General features: G+C 35.4%; 14 protein-coding genes, 7 pseudogenes and 2 other annotated features. All 21 genes and pseudogenes read right to left on the bottom strand.

The window, feature by feature from the left end; genetic code table 11:
- Positions 1-51 precede the first annotated feature (51 nt).
- The 21 genes and pseudogenes from rplT to citZ all read right to left on the bottom strand — a co-directional run bounded on the left by rplT (position 52) and on the right by citZ (position 21,328).
- A complete protein-coding gene (rplT, locus tag JCM21714_RS07580; protein ID WP_035723049.1) occupies positions 52-408 on the bottom strand; it encodes a 50S ribosomal protein L20 in 357 nt (118 codons plus the stop codon).
- Positions 409-529: 121 nt separating this feature from the next.
- The gene (gene rpmI, locus JCM21714_RS07575; RefSeq protein ID WP_035723046.1) at positions 530-724 is read right to left on the bottom strand and encodes a 50S ribosomal protein L35; all 195 of its coding nucleotides are present in this window, start codon (positions 722-724) and stop codon (positions 530-532) included.
- A gap of 54 nt (positions 725-778) precedes the next feature.
- A complete protein-coding gene (gene infC, locus JCM21714_RS07570; protein WP_035723043.1) occupies positions 779-1,285 on the bottom strand; it encodes a translation initiation factor IF-3 in 507 nt (168 codons plus the stop codon).
- A gap of 84 nt (positions 1,286-1,369) precedes the next feature.
- Positions 1,370-1,501 (bottom strand) — a sequence feature (ribosomal protein L20 leader region).
- A 140-nt stretch (positions 1,502-1,641) separates the two neighbouring features.
- The gene (locus JCM21714_RS07565; protein ID WP_035723062.1) at positions 1,642-2,253 is read right to left on the bottom strand and encodes a spore coat protein; all 612 of its coding nucleotides are present in this window, start codon (positions 2,251-2,253) and stop codon (positions 1,642-1,644) included.
- Between the two features lie 245 nt (positions 2,254-2,498).
- Positions 2,499-4,450 (bottom strand): annotated as a pseudogene (gene thrS / locus JCM21714_RS07560) (threonine--tRNA ligase).
- 81 nt (positions 4,451-4,531) lie between these two features.
- Positions 4,532-4,760 (bottom strand) — a binding site (T-box leader).
- Positions 4,761-4,801: 41 nt separating this feature from the next.
- Positions 4,802-5,656 (bottom strand): sporulation protein YtxC, encoded by an 855-nt coding sequence (gene ytxC, locus JCM21714_RS07555; protein WP_035723041.1) that lies wholly within the window; start codon positions 5,654-5,656, stop codon positions 4,802-4,804.
- Between the two features lie 93 nt (positions 5,657-5,749).
- The gene (gene dnaI, locus JCM21714_RS07550) at positions 5,750-6,691 is read right to left on the bottom strand and encodes a primosomal protein DnaI (RefSeq protein WP_035723038.1); all 942 of its coding nucleotides are present in this window, start codon (positions 6,689-6,691) and stop codon (positions 5,750-5,752) included.
- Positions 6,692-6,702: 11 nt separating this feature from the next.
- Positions 6,703-8,073 carry a replication initiation and membrane attachment family protein gene (locus JCM21714_RS07545; protein WP_035723037.1) on the bottom strand — a complete coding sequence of 457 codons (1,371 nt, stop codon included), beginning with the start codon at positions 8,071-8,073 and terminating at the stop codon, positions 6,703-6,705.
- Between the two features lie 30 nt (positions 8,074-8,103).
- Positions 8,104-8,565, bottom strand: coding sequence for a transcriptional regulator NrdR (gene nrdR, locus JCM21714_RS07540; protein WP_035723034.1), 462 nt, complete (start codon positions 8,563-8,565; stop codon positions 8,104-8,106).
- Between the two features lie 21 nt (positions 8,566-8,586).
- Positions 8,587-8,976 carry a hypothetical protein gene (locus JCM21714_RS07535; protein ID WP_035723032.1) on the bottom strand — a complete coding sequence of 130 codons (390 nt, stop codon included), beginning with the start codon at positions 8,974-8,976 and terminating at the stop codon, positions 8,587-8,589.
- A 443-nt stretch (positions 8,977-9,419) separates the two neighbouring features.
- A pseudogene (speD, locus tag JCM21714_RS07530) lies at positions 9,420-9,798 on the bottom strand (adenosylmethionine decarboxylase).
- Between the two features lie 250 nt (positions 9,799-10,048).
- Positions 10,049-10,689: pseudogene (gene coaE / locus JCM21714_RS07525) on the bottom strand (dephospho-CoA kinase).
- A gap of 110 nt (positions 10,690-10,799) precedes the next feature.
- On the bottom strand, positions 10,800-11,633 hold the full coding sequence (gene mutM, locus JCM21714_RS07520; protein ID WP_035723030.1) for a DNA-formamidopyrimidine glycosylase: 834 nt from the start codon (positions 11,631-11,633) through the stop codon (positions 10,800-10,802).
- Positions 11,634-11,651: 18 nt separating this feature from the next.
- Positions 11,652-14,291: pseudogene (gene polA, locus JCM21714_RS07515) on the bottom strand (DNA polymerase I).
- 100 nt (positions 14,292-14,391) lie between these two features.
- A pseudogene (gene hflC, locus JCM21714_RS07510) lies at positions 14,392-15,330 on the bottom strand (protease modulator HflC).
- Positions 15,327-16,318: pseudogene (gene hflK, locus JCM21714_RS07505) on the bottom strand (FtsH protease activity modulator HflK). Before hflK ends, hflC begins: the two co-directional pseudogenes overlap by 4 nt.
- A gap of 155 nt (positions 16,319-16,473) precedes the next feature.
- Positions 16,474-16,563 (bottom strand): hypothetical protein, encoded by a 90-nt coding sequence (locus tag JCM21714_RS22900; RefSeq protein ID WP_268748312.1) that lies wholly within the window; start codon positions 16,561-16,563, stop codon positions 16,474-16,476.
- Entirely contained in the window at positions 16,541-17,854 is a 1,314-nt protein-coding gene (gene pnpS / locus JCM21714_RS07500; RefSeq protein ID WP_268748311.1) for a two-component system histidine kinase PnpS, read from the bottom strand. Before pnpS ends, JCM21714_RS22900 begins: the two co-directional genes overlap by 23 nt.
- Positions 17,854-18,552 carry a response regulator transcription factor gene (locus tag JCM21714_RS07495; RefSeq protein ID WP_035723028.1) on the bottom strand — a complete coding sequence of 233 codons (699 nt, stop codon included), beginning with the start codon at positions 18,550-18,552 and terminating at the stop codon, positions 17,854-17,856. Before JCM21714_RS07495 ends, pnpS begins: the two co-directional genes overlap by 1 nt.
- Positions 18,553-18,876: 324 nt before the next feature.
- Complete coding sequence (gene icd / locus JCM21714_RS07490) at positions 18,877-20,151, bottom strand: NADP-dependent isocitrate dehydrogenase (RefSeq protein WP_035723025.1); 1,275 nt, start codon at positions 20,149-20,151, stop codon at positions 18,877-18,879.
- 57 nt (positions 20,152-20,208) lie between these two features.
- Positions 20,209-21,328: pseudogene (gene citZ, locus JCM21714_RS07485) on the bottom strand (citrate synthase).
- Position 21,329 lies beyond the last annotated feature (1 nt).

The following is a 21,329-nucleotide window of genomic DNA, read 5'->3' as shown; positions in this document are numbered from 1 at the left end:
AAAAAAACAGATAGCTCTTAAGGTAAGAACTATCCGTTGTTATTAACTATCTTATTTTAGAGCTGATTTGGCTTTTTCAGCAAGTGAAGCAAATGCTTTTTCATCATTAATTGCTAAGTCTGCTAACATTTTACGGTTTACTTCGACACCTGCAAGTTTAAGACCATGCATGAAACGGCTGTATGAAAGTTCGTTCAAACGCGCCGCTGCATTGATACGTGCTATCCATAATTTACGGAAATCACGTTTTTTCTGACGACGGTCACGATATGCATACTGACCTGATTTCATTACTTGTTGTTTTGCAGTTTTAAATAGTGCATGTTTTCCACCATAATAACCTTTTGCTAGCTTTAAAATACGTTTGCGACGCTGACGCGTAACTGTTCCACCTTTAACACGTGGCATAATAATACCCTCCTATTTAAATCAACGAATCTGTTGTGAAATGTTATTCTTTATAATGTCAAGCACGGAATCATCACAAAATTTGGATCGATTTCCGAACTGTCCCATTAGCTGTACCACCTTATTTAGGTAGCATTTGTTTAATACGTTTGTAATCTCCAGCTGATAAAATAGCTGATTTACGTAGTTTACGCTTTTGTTTTTGAGTCTTGTTAGCAAACATGTGACTTGTAAATGCGTGCGAACGTTTCACCTTTCCAGTACCTGTTTTCTTGAATCTTTTTGCTGTACCTCTGTGTGTCTTCATTTTTGGCATTGTTACTTCCTCCTTGAAACTAAATCTATTTAACTTGTCGCTAACAAGTGCGAGTTATTTTTTTTCGTTTACAGGTGCAAGCATCATAAACATACTGCGGCCATCCATTTTGGCTTTTTGCTCCACAGTGGAAAGATCTTTACATTCTTCCGCCATACGTTCTAATACTTTCTGACCTAATTCTTTATGGGTAATCGCACGTCCACGGAAGCGTATAGAGACTTTTACTTTGTCTCCCTTTTCTAAGAATTTACGTGCGTTACGAAGCTTTGTATGAAAGTCATGTTCTTCAATACCTGGGCTTAAACGAACTTCCTTCAAGTTAATAATTTTTTGATTTTTACGTGCTTCCTTTTCTTTCTTTTGCTGCTCAAAACGATATTTACCAAAATCCATGATACGACATACAGGTGGTTTTGCTTTTGGCGCCACCATAACTAAATCAAGATTTCTTGTTTGAGCAATATCTAACGCTTCTTGGCGAGTTTTAACACCTAATTGGTCCCCATTTGAATCAATGAGACGAACTTCACGTGCGCGAATATTCTCATTGACGTTCATATCTTTGCTAATAATCAGCCACCTCCGAAATTTAATAAAGCGTAATGAAACATGATCATTTTAGCGAGACAAGTTATAAAATTTCACATTAAAAAAGTGTCGGTACACGTTGCACCCACACATCCAATATTCATTACAAATAAGTCGGACTTATTGTACCTGTTAACTACATTTGTGTGTCAATCAGGTGAGAAGCGGGTGCTTCTACTTGTCTTAAGATCATATTTAATTCACTCTTAATATCATAGCACGTACCACACCCCCCCCGTGTCAACCAATGTATTAAAAACAGAAAGTAAGCTTCTTCCAATAAAGAAAGATGGAAACGAAGATCACTCCGTTTCCATCTTTCTTTATTAATGCATATTTTGTTGTGGTGCTTTCGTGTATGCATTTAGCATAACATTCATATCTTGATCATTTAATTTCGGAACTTGATAATAACCTTTTTTATTTTGATATAGAAACAGTTCATAGCTCATTTCAATCATATTCGGTACACTATCTGCTATAATCCTGCGTAATATTGGATTATTCATTTCAGCCCCCCCTGCCATTGCAAGTGCAGAACCTGCCGATTTTGTATGTCCTAACATAAAAGAAGAAAAACACTCATCTGAAAATTCGTTAATATTTTGTTTTGGTTTTTTGGGCTGCCCTGCACTCATTCCATAAATAACTTCATTACTTTGCTCCATTTTATACTGTTTTGTAGGAACTTGAGGATCTTGGCCAGTCTGAAAACTTTCTACTATGGTATTGTACATCTCCATCATAAATGAAGATTGGCGCTGCAGGATATCCTTTAATTCCTGATCTTGTATATGCTGATTGTAGAGCTGATACTGCTCTAAAATACCAATTATATTACCAATTAATTCATGTGAATCAAGCATCTCATGTGCTCCATGATTTTGGCTTGTTCCTTGATTGTTCATTGTTTGGGACATCTGTGTATTTCCTTGCATTTGATTTTGCACAATAGTGAACCTCCTATATTTAAAATTCACTTTTATACTCTCCATAATAAATCATAATATGTATAGTACAGATTTATTTTGTCTTAAAGCTATTAAAGAATTAAATGTTCACTAACTGAATATGGTAATTATTTAATAAAAATCCCAACGATGGCGAATTCTAATCCGGGTAGAATTCGTATCATCGTTCGGATTTGATTTTTTTAAATTTTCTTTGTTCCAGACTTTATTTGTTACTTATTGCGTAATGTTCTATCTTGAATTTCCTTTTTAATTAAGGCTTTAAAATCTTCTAATAGAATCGTGTCAGAATTCTTTTCACCATATCGCCTAACATTGACTGCATTTGCTTCAATTTCGTTATCACCTACAATTAATGCAAATGGAATTTTAGCGGTTTGGGCTTCGCGAATTTTATATCCAATTTTTTCATCGCGTTCATCTACTTCTGCTCGAACACCTGCGAAACGTAATTCCTCTTCCACCTTTTTCGCATATTCAAAATGAACCTCTGCAGATACAGGAATAATTCTTGCTTGAATCGGAGCTAACCATGTCGGAAAGGCACCTTTGTATTCTTCTATCAGAAAAGCTACAAAGCGTTCCATTGTCGATACCACACCACGATGAATCACAACAGGCCGATGTTCTTTTCCATCTTCTCCGATATATGTTAAATCAAAGCGTTCTGGTAAGTGGAAATCTAACTGCACGGTCGATAAGGTTTCATCTTTGCCAAGAGCTGTTTTGACCTGAACATCGAGTTTAGGACCATAAAACGCTGCTTCACCATCTGCTTCCACATATTCTAACTTCATCTCTTTCATTGTTTCCTTTAATAAGCTTTGAGCCTTTTCCCACATTTCATCATTGTCTACATATTTTTCTGTATCTGCAGGGTCACGATAAGATAAACGGAAATAGTAATCATCAATGCCAAAGTCTTTATAGACATTTTGCACTAATTCTACTACACGAATAAATTCATCTTTCAATTGATCAGGACGAGCAAAAATATGGGCGTCATTTAACGTCATGGCACGCACACGCTGAAGACCTGCTAACGCTCCAGACATTTCGTAACGATGCATGGTTCCAAGCTCGGCAATTCGTATTGGCAAGTTGCGATAACTGTGTAAGTCATTTTTATATACCATCATATGATGAGGACAGTTCATTGGTCTCAAAATCAGTTCTTCATTGTCCATTTGCATTGGAGGAAATATATCATCCTGATAATGATCCCAGTGACCACTAGTTTTATATAACTCTTTACTACCTAAATAGGTGTATAGACGTGATTATAACCAAGGCGTTCCTCCAAATCTACGATGTAGCGTTCGATTGTACGACGGATTGTGGCGCCATTTGGTAACCATAATGGTAATCCTTGTCCCACTTTTTGAGAAATGGTGAAGATACCTAGCTCTTTGCCTAATTTTCGATGATCGCGTTCTTTCGCTTCTTCACGCATACGCAGATATTCATCTAACTGTCCTTGTTTCTCAAAAGCTGTACCATAAATACGCTGCAACATTTTATTATTACTATCCCCCCCTCGCCAATATGCTCCGGAAATACTTAACAATTTAAAGATCTTTATTTTGCTTGTTTGTGGAACATGAACACCACGGCAAAGGTCAAAGAATTCACCCTGCTCATAAATTGTAACAGTTTCGTCTTCAGGAATCGCCTCTAATAATTCCAGTTTTAAATCATCACCGATTTCTTGATAGATCGCTTTTGCTTCCTTACGACTTACTTCTTTGCGAACCACTTCTAAGTTTTCATCGACAATGCGTTTCATTTCTTTTTCTATACGGGGGGGCAGATCTTCTGGGGTAATGGTTTCTTCCATATCGATGTCATAATAGAAGCCACTTTCTATTGTAGGACCCACACCTAACTTCACGTTATCATATAGACGCTTAATAGCCTGAGCCATTAAATGTGCAGTTGAGTGTCGTAATATTTCAATCCCATCTTCATTCTTGACCGTAATAATCTCGATGGTGCCATCTGTCTCCAATGGTGTACGTAAATCATAAAATGTATTGTCTAATTTTATTGCTAATGCCTGCTTTTTCAATCCAGGAGAAATCGAAGCTGCGATTTCTTCACCAGTAGTCCCTTGATCAAAAGGTTTTACTGTTCCATCTGGAAATGTAATATGAATGTTACTCATAAGTCAAACTCTCCTTTTTTTATTAATAGTTCATTCAGAATGTAGGATAAATAAAAACGCCCATCCCCCCCATACTAATTGTAAAGGGACGAGCGTTATACCCGTGGTTCCACCCAATTTTCTACACGTAACGTGCAGCTCATTGAAAAGTCGATAACGTTGACGAATCGCTGCTAATTACTTACATAAGTGTTCCATAGCAGTGCTCAAAGGTGGTAATAGAATGTGGTCATACAGGAAACTTTCAGCTATGGTTTCCCTCTCTAATGATACGCCTTACAGACTATCTTGTCCTTATCAATGCAAAATTTTAATGTTATGCAATTATTATAACGATTGTCACGTGAAAAATCAAGATTCTTTTTCATCATAATAAAAAGGGAAAAATTCCTTTGAATAAAAACTGAATCGCTCTTGGAAAATAGTCATTATTGTATGAGTTCTAGCTTCTGACAGATCCTCACCGTACATATGAATATGATTTGGTGCTAGCATAATTAGTGGGGGGGAAATATCCCATTCTTCATTTTCCAGGCCAAAAATAAATAACGGAAACTTTGCTTTTAAATCTTGTAAGTCTTTTATTGTATAACGTTCACCATCCTCTCTGAATATTTGAAATTGCGGACCCTGTAATACATGCAATACATCTTCCTCAGGATGTTTTCTTTTCACGAATTCCCTAATTGAATCAATAAATGCTTGATACTCTTCTTCGCGCTTAAATTCATCAATAGCCAGTCCAACCATTTCTGTTAATTGATCGATGTAATGATGTAAACGAAAATGTACAATTGAATCAAATCGAACAAATTCAGTATCCATTTGCAACGTGAAAATAGTGGTTAAAATATCCCGTAATTCATGTTGGTGAATTCTATCCTCATATATTGCTTCATCTTTCTCCAGTAAAGAAATGGCTATGGAGGTAATTCTGTCAATCTCATCTTCGTTCGAAAAATAGTATTTCTTCTTAAGTATTTGTCGGATCATCGCAAGTTCTCTGCACTGAATAAATACCATACTTAATAACAGAGCTAAATGTCTTCTTTTCTCTTCCCATTCCATTTCAACTACAGGGATTAATTGAATATGTGTTCGTTTCATTCGTTTCCGTAAAACCTTCCATTTATCCCCCCCTTCGTTCTTAAGCATCTGATAAAACACATCTGCTTCAGTATCTTGCTCAAAATATACTTCCAACAAGTATCATCACCCTCATCACCATCAAACTGATATAATTATATGGGTGATACTTGAAAAAATAACCTCTGTCCCAAGATTAGACAGAAGTTATTGTTATTCATTCATTCGATAACGATTTGTAAGTTCCAGAGGTTTACTTAATTGCATTATTCGCTCCACAATTCGACCAGCTTTAATTGTCTCTACATCTCCTCTATTTGAAGTTGCCAAATGTTCTTCCAACTGTTCTAAATTATAATTAGATGTGAAGAAAACAGGAAGATCCTCCATCATTCGATACTGGAGGATGGCACCTAGCACCTCATCTCTAAACCAGGAAGATATCGATTCAGCACCAATGTCATCTAACATCAGAACTTCTACTTTCTTAAATCGTTCAATCTTTGACTGTAAGCTGTCATTCTTAATTGATGCTTTCATTTCCCTTACTAATTCTGGCATATAAATAATATCTGATTTTACAGAGCGATTTTTTAATTCATTCGCTATCACACCTAGAATAAAGGATTTCCCTGTTCCAAATGGACCATGTATATACAATCCTTTATGAAAAGTCCCATTTGTATGATTTTGAACAAATTCGATTATTTCTCTAACCACTGCTTTACGTTCGTAGGAAGAAGAATCCATATCCCCCCCTAATTTCGCTTGCTTAATCTTTTTTGGAATATACAGGCTCCCAACTAACGCTTCTTTCTCCAACTGTGCTTCTTCATGAATTTTATTTTTGCACTTCTCATATCTCAAGGATATATCTTTACCATCTATATCTAATTGTGGGGGGGTATAACCTTTAATAATATTTTTACAACCCTTGACATGTGGACACTGTTCACAATTTTTAGATGCCTGTTGATACTCATACAATTTCATAAGATGCCGATTGATATCCTGTTCATCTAACTCCAGATGATTACTTAGCACCTTTTTAATATCAGGATCATTTAGCACATTGCTGCGCTGTTGACTAACATTATCTTTTATTCTTTTATTTGAATTTATCCATTTCTTCATCGCTGATTGAATTGGTTCCATGGCTATCACCCTTACTCATCATTAGCTTGTTGTGCTAGGTATTGCGCTAGCATCTTATCTGCCTCTTTAGCTGTTTTTTCTTTTTCAGCTGTGGATGCAGGTGGTTTCGTGTCTTTTTTCGCTTGTTGTTTCTGCTTTTTATACCAATCTGGAACGATATCTTTTTTAGCATTTTTATACTGATAGCGCTGGTTCGATTTTGAACTAGTTGTCCATTGCTGGTATTTCTTATTTTCAGATTTTGCCAAAGTCATCGCTTGCCTTACTGTCTTAACATTTTTACGCGCCCAATGGCTCGCAATTGTCTCCAAATAACCTTTTGAAAGCTTCATATCGGTTTTTAATAGTACATAATGAATCAGAACATTCATAACACCTGGATTCAGTCCCTGATTTGTCATCACTTCACTTATGACTTTTAAATCGTGCTGAGACGGTTGATTCCCATCTGACAGATCTTGTAATAACTGTCTTGGTGATATATGCTCTAACATCTCGATGAACTGCTCTTCTTTAGATTTAGCGGTGTTCATTGATGGATTAGATGCTACCTTTTGTTTATCTGAAGCTACATGCAATGAAACTTTTTGCTTTGTACCACTTATCAAATCCATACATGCATTTTTAAATTCATTCGTTAACAATTGATTTTCATCATTTATTGACCAGATTAATGCTTTTTCGATATCCTGATTGGATAAATCATACGCTACCATCATTTGGTTAATTAGTTTGCGTGTGTCAGGTGTTAAAATTCGATCGACAGGTAACATTCGCTGCTTCAGCATTTGCTCCAGCCATTCAAAGTCGACTTTTTCTTCCATTGGTATTTCACTTGTCTGTTCCTGAGCCTGAAGCTGGCTTTTACTTGGCTGTCTATCAATTAATTGAAATACTTCTTCAAAGCGAGCAGTTGTTTCATTTTCCTCTTTTGTATAACCCGTTTGTTTTACAAAGGCTTGTTTGATTTTCTTATATTTTTCACTGCCTAGTTGATGGTATAGTAAATGGCTTAAAAAGTCATTTTCGAAAAAACGCTGAGCAGACTGCGGAGGATGTAACAGATAGTTATAGACTTTGTGTTCTTCCTGCTCATCTTCATAAGTTTGCAAAAGTCCTATTGCTTCTAGTTTTCGTCTAGCTCGATAGATTCGATCGAGGGGGGGTAAACCTATATAATTCATCAGCATATGGTGCGTCTGATAGTCTATAGTTAGCGCAGACTCCGTATACAGTGTTTGATAGAGTGACAATGCATCAATGCCTATGAGAGGCTGATAAAGATGTGTCAGAGCGTTTGTATAAGATAGCGACAATTCCTGAGAAGTATGGACTATATATAATTCTGAAGGTAGTAATTTCCCGATGTCTCCTAGTTCCATATATATATAGCCCCCCCTTTCTAACCGTTATTACTTCTTATCGTTACGGATTAAATCTTTTAATTCATCTAAAAACACACTGATATCCTTGAATTGACGATACACAGAAGCAAACCTTACATATGCTACTTCATCTACATCTGCTAATCGATCCATCACCATTTCTCCAATATCATCACTTTTTACTTCAGATGTTCCACGATTACGCAATTCTTTTTCAATTTCTACTGCAATGTTTTCTAACTGTTCTAATGCAACAGGTCTTTTTTCACATGCTCGAATCAAGCCGCGCAATAATTTATCGCGACTGTATTCTTCTCTTGTACCTTCCTTTTTTACTACTATTAATGGTACCTCTTCGATTCTCTCAAATGTAGTAAAACGAAAAGTACATGACTCACACTCTCTTCGTCTACGTATAGAACGGCCGTCTTCAATTGGTCTCGAGTCTAATACTTTTGTGTTTTTATAATGACAATGTGGACACCGCAACCTTAATCATCCTTTGTTTCTTTATTCTTTCGTTCCAACATAATCTAATTCTTTTTTTATTTTATCATAAAGTTTAGGAATTAGTTTATGACTATAGCCAAAGTCAAATGGGACAGCTGATTCTGTTGTTGCAGAAATATCAATTGCTGTACGATAAGGTTTTACCATAATAATGGTCATAATAATAAATGCTTTTCTTCCAGCTTTGTAATTAAAACTAATTTCACCGTGATCCTTTGAGATACCAATAATTTCACATTCTTTCATATTGCTGAATAAAGGCTCTAGTTTATCAAAAGCTTTATCTCTAGTTGTTTTAAAATAATGGGTTTGAAGAGCTGGATCCCAATGCTTATCTCGCGTCTCTGAGTGATTATTAAAATTCTTATTTAACGTGTTACGGAATGACATATATTATTACACCTCGTTATGTAGTTTATTTAATATTTATTTTAACACGTTTTAGAAAAGAAAACGATTAATCTCTATTTGTTACGCTAAATTCTTTATGAGATGTTACCTTTGAATCCATTATTTTGTTTGAACGAAAAAAGGGTGGGACATATCAATTACTTTCCAGCATAAAGCCGAATGATGTGTGTGAATCAAAATGAACACAAGGAAGATAATGCGCACTAACTTATAAGATAATATTGATATGGTATATCTGCGTAACAAGCCGAAGTGGTTGTTACACCTAATATAAATTTCAAAATTACTACTCAGTAAATTGAAGTTATGTCGCATTATCTTCCTTATATGCAATTAAAAAATCCGAATGATAGCAAATTCAATCGGAGAATTTGCATATCGTTCGGATTTTATTTATAATAAATTACTTTTGTCTCAGCCACTTATTGTGCCTTTATATTTTTTATTTGAATAGCGCCCATGCCTCTTGGGACTTCTAATTTTTCCGTTGTCTTTGCTTCCAATTCTTCTTCAATAAAATCTACTGCTACATTCGGATCAATAATGTCACCACAAGTATATACATCAATACTTGCGTAACCATGTTCCGGAAAGCTGTGGATTGTTAAATGTGATTCAGAAATGATTACAACACCACTTACGCCCATAGGTGCAAATTTATGAAAAGCAACCTCACGAATTTCCGCACCAGCTTTAAGTGCCGCATTTACAAACGTTTTTTCCAAACGTTCCATGTCATTTAATAAATCAATATTACAACCCCCATAATTCAGCAATAACGTGTCTACCCATTGTATCCATGTGTAATTCCCCCTTTTTTTACAGGTTCTTTCGAATAATAATGGATGAGCTGCCACGGGGGGGGAAAGTTAGTCCAGAGAGATCCTAACCCTTTAAGCATTCATACGATCGCCTATATTCAAAAGTTCTTAGTACCTAGCATATCATATTTCGAGATAGTCTAGCTAATAAAGACGTGCAAAAGAATTATATCTACTTTTGTCGATTTTGACAAGTTAATTTTTACAAATTGCGCTTTTTTATTTTTCCCTTATTGATTATTTAATCCCCCCCATTCGTTCAAAATTTCCTCAAGTTGTTCCGCTGTATATTCGATTGTACCACTGTTATCAATTACCGCATCCGCTAGTTCGCATTTTTTCTTCAAAGCCATTTGAGCATTCATTCGATTTTTTGCATCTGTTTCCGTCAATTGATTACGCTCCATCAATCGCTGTAATTGAATATCTTCTTGCGTATAAACTACCATTGTTTTATCAGCCAAATACGTCAGATCATTTTCAAACAAAAGAGGTATATCCAACACTATGGTTGTAAATCCTTTTTGAAGCAGCTGTTTTTTTTCATATCCATTTTTTCTCTAACTGCTGGATGGACGATATTATTTAACGTCTCTCTTTTCGATGCATCCTGAAAAATTATCTCGCCCAGTTTTTTACGATTAAGTGTTCCATCAATTAAAAGCACCTGTCTTCCAAACGTCTCTGCAATAATTGATAAAGTCTCTTCACCGGGTTCTACTACTTCTCTTGCAATTTTATCAGCATCAATAACTGGAATGTTGTATTTAGTCTCTAACATATTACTTATGGTTGATTTTCCAGTTGCTATGTTACCTGTTAATCCGATAATCAAATGACACACTCCCTTATACTTAAGAAGCTTATCCATATTTATTATTTTAAAATACGAAAGAAACATTCATCGATTTAATGTCGCTATGATATTCCAATTATAACTTTGGAGCTCTCTCTCATAATCATAAGTAAAAATATGAACTGCTAAATTGGCTGACAGCTCGGACAATAATGGGTACCTCGTCCATTTACTTTTATTTTCATGATAGTATCCTCGCACTTACGACATGCTTTATCATTTTGGCCATATACATTAAGTTTTTGCTGAAACATACCAATTTGCCCTTGCGAATTCACATAAGACCTTATGGTTGTGCCTCCTTGTTTAACAGCATCTTTTAGTGTAGCAACAGATGCTTCTACTATTTGAATCACTTGTTCATCCGTTACACTTAACCCTTTTGTCAATGGATGAATGCCTGCCATAAACAGCGTTTCATCAACATATATATTACCCAGCCCAGCTATGACAGATTGATCTAATAAAATGTTTTTAATATTTCGTTCACTTTTTTGTACTTTCTTTTGAAAAGTCTGAAGTGAGAAATCAGCTTCCAATGGATCTTGAGCTACCAATAGAAGCGGTTTTTTCGTTAATTCTGTCCCTCTTTCCTGTAAATGCATCGTACCTAATTTACGAACGTCCCGATAACGCAGATCTGTTCCATCAGTAAAATGGAAGACAACATGCGTATGGGCCATTAACTCTTCACGTTGAGGATATACCCCCCCGTATTTTCCTTCCATACGCAAGTGGGAAACTAGTACATGTTGATTTAGATCAAATAGTAGAAACTTCCCCCCCTTTCTTCTAATGTCATGGATCGTTTGATTCTTAATTAAGTCAATAAAATGATGATAATCATCTGGTTCCTGTATAATTTTTGGCCAATATATATCAACTGTCTGAATCGTTTTTCCTATGGTTAACTGTTTTAATGTTTGTCTAATCGTTTCTACTTCAGGTAATTCCGGCATTGTCAAAACTCCTACTCTTTATTTGGCGTCATACCATGTTTCACCATAGTCGACATCCACTTTCAATGGCACGCTTAATTCAATCGCTTGCTCCATCACATCTACAACTAATTTAGTAATAACAGCGACTTCTTCTTCTGGCACTTCTAATATCAACTCATCGTGTACTTGCAGTATCAAAGTTGCCTGGTAATTTTCTTTCTTTACTGGTAATCCAATTCAATCATTGCTAATTTAATAATATCTGCTGCACTCCCTTGAATCGGAGTGTTCATAGCCGTTCTTTCAGCAAAACTTCTTAAATTAAAATTACGACTTGTTATCTCTGGCAGATAACGTCGACGATTCATTATCGTGGATACATACCCATTTTGTTTAGCTTCTTGAACAATTTCTTTCATATAAGCCTGAACGCCTGGATAGCTGTCCAAATATCGACTAATAAAGGTTTTAGCATCCTTCCTCGTGATTCCTAAGCTCTGGGAAAGTCCATAATCACTAATACCATATACAATACCAAAATTAACCGCTTTTGCTTGACGTCGCATATTAGAGGTAACTTCCTCTTCCATGACATGAAAAACATCCATTGCTGTCTGTGTATGAATATCTTTATCGTCATTAAATGCTGCCTGCAACTTATCATCTTTCGCAATATGGGCTAACACGCGTAGTTCAATTTGCGAATAGTCAGCTGCAATCATTTTCCAGCCTTTATTAGATGGTACAAATGCTTGTCTTATCTTACGGCCTTCTTCAATTCGGATCGGTATGTTCTGCAAATTAGGATCTATCGAGCTTAATCTTCCAGTTTGTGTTAACGCCTGGTTAAAACGAGTATGAATTTTACTGCTGTCTTTATGAATCACTTTTAATAAACCAGAAATATAAGTAGAGTCTAATTTTTTTAATTGGCGATACAATAATAACTTATCAATAATAGCATGCTTGCCTTGCAACTGTTCTAACACATCGGCCGCAGTCGAATAACCTGTCTTTGTTTTTTTGATTACCGGCAGCTCTAATTTTTCAAATAAAATCGGACCCAATTGTTTTGGCGAATTTATATTAAACGGCTCTCCTGCTAATTCATAAATTTCTTCTTCGAGCTTGTCTAGTCGCTCCTTTAATTCTTTCCCCCATATCTTTCAAACGCTGTTCATCGACTTTAACACCTGTAGCTTCCATTTTGCCTAATACTAAGGCAAGAGGTAGTTCTAGATCAATTAATAATGCCAATTGCTTTTTTTGCTTTAATGCTTGTTCCATTTGCACTTTTAATTTGCTAATCATTTTTGTTTTTCGAACAATATGTTCCTGCCAGTCTTTATCATCACTTGGTAATCCCTTCTTAGCTCCTTTACCATACACTTCTTCATCGAAACGTATGTTTTTCTCATTAAATCGATGACTAATTGCTGGTACATCATGATTATTTTCTGATGGATTAATTAAATAAGATGCTAATAAAATATCAAACGAAATCCCTTTAATCGAAATCGATAGCCGGTTTAACAAAACGGTAATTTTTTTCGCATCAAATACATATTTTTTTTGAGTTTCGTCTTCTGCCCATTTTTTGAATACCTCTGACTTCTCAATCATATCAACAGGAATAAAAAAGTGGCCTTTCTCATTGACAATTGCAGCCCCGATCATTTCTTCCGTATGATAATTTTCGTCTAAGATTTCAATTTCAAATGCATCCTGACCAGTAAAAAGATCTTCTTTCACTTCTGTTACTATTTCATATTCTAAAGCTTCTAAGGTTGTTGTTACACTGTCTTCTTCCGCTCCATCAATTCTGTTTAAAAGAGAGTTGAAACCTAATTCTTTAAAAAAATCATTCAACTTTTGATCTTGATATCCCGAAAACTTAGTATCATCCGCTGAAATTTTAATCGGGGGGGAATCCTGGTCAATCGTTACCAGCTCTTTACTCATAAATGCTTCCTTTTTATTGGCTTCTAATTTTTCTTTTAGTTTTTCACTTGTAACTTCGTCTAAATGGTCATAGAGATTTTCCAGTGTGTTAAATTGCTTTAACAACTTTATTGCTGTTTTTTGTCCTACGCCTGGAACACCTGGTATATTATCAGATTTATCTCCCATTAACGCTTTTAAATCAAGAATTTGCTCAGGAGTGACTTCCATATCTTCTAATAATATCTTAGGTGTATATGTCATCACATCACTAATACCTTTTTTCGTTAGCTGTACATCCACATTGTCTGCTACAAGTTGCAGTAAATCCTTATCACCCGAAATAACCTTGACTTGCCAATTCTTAGCTTTTGCTTGTTTCGCAATCGTGCCAATGATGTCATCCGCTTCATAGTTTTCTAATTGGTAATGTTTAATTTGAAAGGCATCCAGCAATTCACGCAAAATTGGGAATTGTTCGCTTAATTCAGATGGTGTCTTTTCACGTCCACCCTTATATTCCTTATATGTCTGATGGCGGAAAGTCGTTTTACCTGCATCAAAAGCAACAAGCATATGGCTCGGCTGTTCTTCCTCTAAAATTCTTAACAGTATTGTGGTAAATCCGTAAACCGCATTGGTATATACGCCTTTATCATTATTTAATAATGGCAAAGCAAAAAAAGCTCGATACGCAATGCTATTACCGTCAATTAAAATCAATTTATTTGTCATATTAGTGATCTCCTTTTCAATTCCATACATTGCTTATATTTTACCATGCTTGGAAGCAATAAAGAAAGCCAGGCAACATTATCGTCACCTGACTGTTTGATTATTCGTAAAATCCTAATAAGATATCAGCATATGGTGATCCTTGTGGGATTATAATTGTTGTTTCCCCCCCATCGACTGTTTTTTTATAGGATTCCAATGTGCGGTATAATTGGTAAAACTCAGTATCCTGCTCAAACGCTTTATTATACATTTCAGCAGCTTCCAATTCACCCTCTGCCCCGTACTTGTTCAGCTTCTGCGTTTGCTTTAGATAACATTTCTGTTACGTCCCGATCTGCGGTGGCAGTGATTCTGCTTTTCTCTGCTTCCCCCCTTGGGAAAGATATTGCTGTGCTTTTGTTTCACGTTCAGAAATCATTCGATTGAAAACAGATTGTTCGTTTTCTTCTGGAAGATCTGTTCGTTTAATGCGCACGTCATCCACTTGAATACCATAATTATCCCGTTCTAATAGTGTATTTACTCGTTCTGTGACTCTTTGATTAAGATCACCTCGTGTACTTCCTTCTTCATTAATAATTTCATCATAATCCATGGATCCTAACTCTGAGCGAATAACAGAAAAAATAAACTCTCCCATTCTAGCTTCTGCTCCTAAGTCTGTACGAGCATTTGCAATCATTGAAGCTGGGTCTGTGATCTCCCAAATCGCATAATTATCAATAATCATACGTTTTTTGTCTAGTGTATTAATTTCACGCTCCATTACATCATATATTAGCTTTTTATTTGGTAAAGTTGTTATCGATTGTAACAGCGGAATCCTAAAATTTAATCCAGGATTATCTTCGATTCGCACCACTTCCCCAAATTGACGAACAACCTTATATTCGCCCTCTTTTACAACGAACATACTACTAATAAATACGATCAAAAGTACAATGCTAAGCAAAATTATTATACCCATTTTTACTACACGTCGAATTTCCCTGGGTGACATTTTTTTCATTTCATACACATTATTGTTCTCTGTCATTCGTTTCCGCCTCCCCCTTCCTTCGAAGTATTTTCATCTTCTTCAGCAGAATTTGTTACTGGAGGGATCATAGATGTAGTACCATTTTGACCAAGTGGTAAATATTTAATAGTATTCCCTTCATCATTCATAATGTAGATGTTTGCATCAGGCAAAACCTCATCTAATGTTTCTAAGACTAAACGCTGTCTTGTGATTTCCGGGCTATCCTGATATGCATCATACAAAGCATTAAAACCTGCTACATTACCACGTGCTGTTTCAATTCGTTCTATTTTATCTCCTTCTGCGCGAGAGATGATAGCGTCTTTTTCCCCCCTAGCGCTTCTTCATAGATTTCATTTCGATATTTATCCGCTTCGTTTTTCTTTGTATTCATTGTTTCTCGTGCATCTGTAACCTTCATAAAAGCTTGCCGCACTTCTTCATTAGGTAAATCTACTTCCTGTAATTTTACATCCTGAATTGCAATGCCAACTTCATAATCTTCCATAAGACTTACTAATAAATCCAATACCTCATTTTCTATTTCTGCTTTTCCATCTGTAAGTGCTTCATCAATAGTGGAAGAACCAATAATACTTCTTAAAGAAGCGGATGTGGCATTATAAAGAACCTGCTGTGGATTATCGGAGTTAAATAAATATTTACTAGGGTCGATAATCTTCCATTGAACAACTAAATCAGCTTGCAGAATATTTTCATCACCTGTTATCATACGAACAATATTAGCTTGTTCTTCCTTTTCCGGATCATATCCAAAGTTTAAACTAAACGTTTCTTTTGATAAAGTTTCAACGGTCTGGATTGGCCAAGGCAGTTTAAAATGTAAACCAGGCTCAGTGGTTCCATCTTCAGCTTCTCCAAAGGTAATGAGAACAGCTTGTTCTGATTCATCGACGGTATACCAACTCGTTGCCACAAATAAACCTAATACCACTACAGCGACGATTATACCCAGCCAGCTGTATATTTGCTTTAACGTCATTTTATTTCCCCCTTTTACTACTTTATTCCTATTAAAATGTACCATATATAATCTTATTACGTAATAACTATACAAAAAGTTTCACGAAATTATAGCGATTTCAATTTACACAAAACTTTACCATAAAAAAGTGAGAGAAGGCATAAAATCTTCTCTCACCATTTTCTAGGTAATTTTACTATAAAACTAGACCCTTTACCGACTTCGCTTGTAACAGTTATACTACCTTGATGTGCTTCTACGATATGTTTGACGATGGCTAAGCCAAGCCCGGTACCCCCCGGTATTTCTACTTCTTGCTCGATCTACACGATAGAATCTTTCAAATATTCGCTGCCTAGATTCTATAGGGATTCCTATACCTGAGTCTTCTACTTTTATTTCGATTCGATTGCTTGTTTCTTTAATCGTTAATACTATATTACCACCTTCACCTGTATAATTTACTGCATTATAAAGTAAATTCAGCAAAACTTGCTCCAATCGATCAGGATCACCATAAAAACGAATATTCGGTTGAATATCCCTAGAAAATTGAAGAGACTTTTTACTTGCCTGCTGCTCAATTAACGTCATACTATTTTGTAGCCACTCGTCTACTTCGATCAATTTAGTAGAAAGTTTCATTTCTTCCTTTTCAATTTTGGATAATTCAAGGAGATCATGTACTAATGATTGAAGCCGAGTACTTTCTTTTAAAATAATATCGAGAAACTGTTTTCTAATTTCTTCATTTGTTTCGTCATCCTCTAACAATGTTTCAGCAAATCCTCTAATCGAAGTAATTGGTGTTTTTAATTCATGAGATACATTAGCAACAAAATCTTTGCGCATTTCTTCCACACGTTTGAGATCCGAGATATCATGAAAGACAAGAACTGCACCCTTTAGTTCTTTCATATCATTAATAACAGGTGCTCCTACTACTTCAATATAATGTCTTTCACCATGTATCATTATCGTGATATTACCAATCATTTTCTCTTCATACAAAAATGTTTCCTGTACAACCTTATGGATATTTTTATCTTCTAACCCGGCATAATATAAGTATCCAATATAATCAATTGATTTTTTCCCAAACATTTTCAAAAATTTGCGGTTAATTAAATGAACATAACCACGCTCATCAATTAACATCAAACCGCTTTCCATATTGTTTAAAACGGTTTTCCATTGACTTCCTTGCATTTTTTCCTGAATAGACATTTCTTGGAGATTTCGTGCCAACACATTAATTGCATTACTTAATTGTTGCGCTTCTCCATATGGCTTAACATATGTACGAGCATTATAATTACCTTTAACAAGTTCATTTGTTACATTAATAGATGATCTTATAGGTCGAACATAGTTTTCGAACATATGATAAATTAAAACTAATAAAATAATAAATCCAATAATTAAAGAAATTAACACAAAGAATTTTTCCTCTTGTGATACTAAGGGAAGAATCACCACGCCTATTAATAGAAATACTGCAGCCATCATCCAGATATAGCGATAAAACAAATTGATCCTTCTATTAGAATCCATTAATATGGTTCCTCCATTTTGTAACCCAGTCCTCTAATTGTCTTGATATATACCGGATGTTTCGTATCTGGTTCAATTTTTTCACGCAAATGACTAACATGCACGTCAACGATTCTGGTATCTCCAACAAAATCATAATTCCACACTGCACTCAATAGTTGGTCACGTGACAAAACTTTCCCTTTATGTTTAGCGAGATAATGTAATAATTCAAATTCTTTACGAGTAAAGCTTAGCGCCTCTCCTTTAATGGTTGCTTCATATTGTTGGGGGGGATATATCAGGAGGTCTGAAATTTTAATAAAAGGCTGTTCAACGGTTGTCTCACGGCTTTTCGTTCTTCTTAGTATTGCTTTTATTCGTGCAACTACCTCTTTCGGGCTAAACGGTTTTGTTAAATAATCATCTGCACCAAGTTCTAATCCCAGCACTTTATCAAATTCGTCATCTTTTGCTGTTAACATTAATATTGGTGTATCAATTTGTTTTTGGCGCAGTGCTTTACACACATCAGTACCTTCCATTCCAGGGAGCATTAAATCTAAAATGATAAGATCAAACTCTCCCGTACTTGCTTTATTTAATCCTTCCATCCCATCTAAAGCTGTATCTGTTTTAAAACCGGATTTTTCAATATTATACTGTAATAAAGTTACAATAGATTGTTCATCATCAACGATTAATACTTTCTCTTCCATAACAGCACCCCCCATCTAATATCTATATTAACATTATCATACATGCGCAAACAGATAATGTGAATAGCAAGTGACAATAAAAACAAGAAATATATGTAAAATTTTATTTACATTTCTTAACTTTATTTTTACATTAGGAGAAGCAGGAAGTGGACAAGCTGTAGCGGTTGTTAAACATTCATACCATTTCATAATTATCAGATCAGTTAGTGAACATGATTTTTCTGTAGTGCAATGAAAAAAATCCGAACGAGAATAAATTCTTACAGAATTCGTATCATCGTTCGGATTTTAATTTAATATTTTGTTTTATTAATAGGCTGCTTATTTATCATTAGCCATATTTTTAATAATTTCATCAGCAAATTCTGATGTTTTTACTTCTGTTGCACCATCCATTAATCGAGCAAAGTCATATGTTACAACTTTAGAACCGATTGTTTTATCCATAGAATTAAGGATAAGCTCACTAGCTTCTTTCCATCCAAGATGATCTAACATCAATACTCCTGAAAGAATAACAGAAGAAGGATTAACTTTATCAAGCCCCGCATATTTAGGTGCAGTACCATGAGTCGCTTCAAAGATGGCATGTCCTGATTCATAGTTAATGTTTGCTCCTGGTGCAATACCGATACCACCAACTTGAGCAGCGAGTGCATCTGAAATATAATCACCATTTAAATTCATTGTAGCAACTACATCAAATTCTTTTGGACGTGTTAAGATTTGTTGTAGGAAGATGTCTGCAATCGCATCTTTGATAACAATACGTCCTGCAGCTTCTGCATCAGCCTGTGCTTTATCTGCTGCATCGCGACCTTTATCTTCTACGATTTTATCATATTCAGCCCATGTAAATACTTTATCGCCAAATTCTTTCTCAGCTAGTTCATAGCCCCAGTTTTTAAATGAACCTTCAGTAAATTTCATAATATTACCTTTGTGTACTAATGTAACACTCTTACGACCTTCACTAATCGCATATTCAATCGCTGAACGTACAAGACGAGTTGTACCTTCTTTTGATATTGGCTTCACACCTAGACCAGATGTCTCAGGGAAACGGATATTCGTTACACCCATTTCAGTTTGAAGGAAGTTGATCACTTTTTTCACTTCATCAGAACCTTCTTGCCATTCAATACCAGCATAAATATCCTCAGTGTTCTCACGGAAGATAACCATATCAATATCTTCTGGATGTTTTACAGGTGATGGTACACCATCAAACCAGCGAACAGGACGAAGACAAGCAAACAGGTCTAATTTTTGACGTAATGCTACGTTTAAAGAACGGATACCTCCACCAATTGGTGTTGTAAGAGGACCTTTAATTGCAATCTTATTTTCACGAATTACATCTAATGTTTCTTGTGGTAACCATTCACCTGTTTGGTTAAATGCTTTTTCACCAGCAAGAACTTCTTTCCATTCAATTCCTTTTTCACCGTTATATGCTTTTTCAACTGCTGCTTCAAATACACGTTTAGCTGCAGCCCAAATATCTGGACCGGTCCCATCTCCTTCAATGAAAGGGATGATAGGTTTATTAGGTGTTTGTACAACACCATTTTCTACTGTAATTTTTTCTCCCATAACTCAAATTCCTCCTAAAGTTTAAATAATATTTATAACATTTTCATAAGAAAATGGTTAACGTTTATTAATATCCACATACACTTGATTTTGTGGACCAACATACTCAGCTCGAGGTCTAATTAAACGGTTATTTTCATATTGCTCTAAAATATGTGCAATCCACCCTGAGAAACGGCTCATTGCAAAAATCGGTGTGTACAAATCATGTTTAATCCCTAAACTATGGTACACCGAAGCGGAATAGAAATCAACATTTGCAGGTAAACCTTTTTCTTCTTTAATATAATCTTCGATTTTTATCGACATTTCATACCATTTCTCCATGCCATGACGTGCGGTTAATTCTTTTGACATTTTCTTTAAATGTTTCGCACGAGGATCACCTGTCTTATAAACTCGGTGCCCCCCCATACCCATAATTTTTTCTTTTGTTTGCCATTTTATCTTTAATATATGGAATAGCATTATCGACTTCACCAATTTCAAGCAGCATGTTCATAACCGCTTCATTAGCTCCACCATGTAATGGTCCTTTTAAAGCACTAATTGCAGAAGTAATCCCTGAATAAATATCTGATAATGTAGCGACACATACTCTTGCGGTAAACGTAGAGGCATTTAGCTCATGATCGGCGTGTAGCACTAATGCTTTATTAATTGCTTCTACTTCTAAATCTATCGGTTCTTTTCCATTTAACATGTATAGAAAATTAGCTGCATAACTTAATCCCTTTTTTGGTTGGACGACTTCTTTCCCATCGCGAATACGGGAAAATGCAGATACAATAGCAGCTACTTTTGCTTGCAAACGTATCGCTTTACGATTATTTGCTTCATCACTCATATCATCTGCTTCTGAATCATACAAACCTAATAAAGAAATAGCCGTTCTAAGAGCAGCCATTGGATGAACATTATGTATATCATATGATTTAAAATGTTCCACAATTGCATTTGATATCGTCATATTTTCAAATAGTTCTTCATCAAATTTTGCTAATTCATTTTTGTTTGGAAGTCTTTTGAACCATAGTAAGAAGACAACCTCTTCGAAACTAGCATGCTCCGCTAAATCATCAATGGTGTAACCAACATATGTCAATTGATCATTAATAATTGAACTTATCTTCGACTCAGCTGCAACTATTCCTTCGAGCCCTTTCGTTGTTGACATA

The organism is Gracilibacillus boraciitolerans JCM 21714 (assembly GCF_000521485.1).
GTDB lineage: Bacteria > Bacillota > Bacilli > Bacillales > Amphibacillaceae > Gracilibacillus > Gracilibacillus boraciitolerans.
The sequence above is the reverse complement of the archived record's forward strand: the minus strand, read 5'-3'. Positions and strand labels throughout refer to the sequence as shown.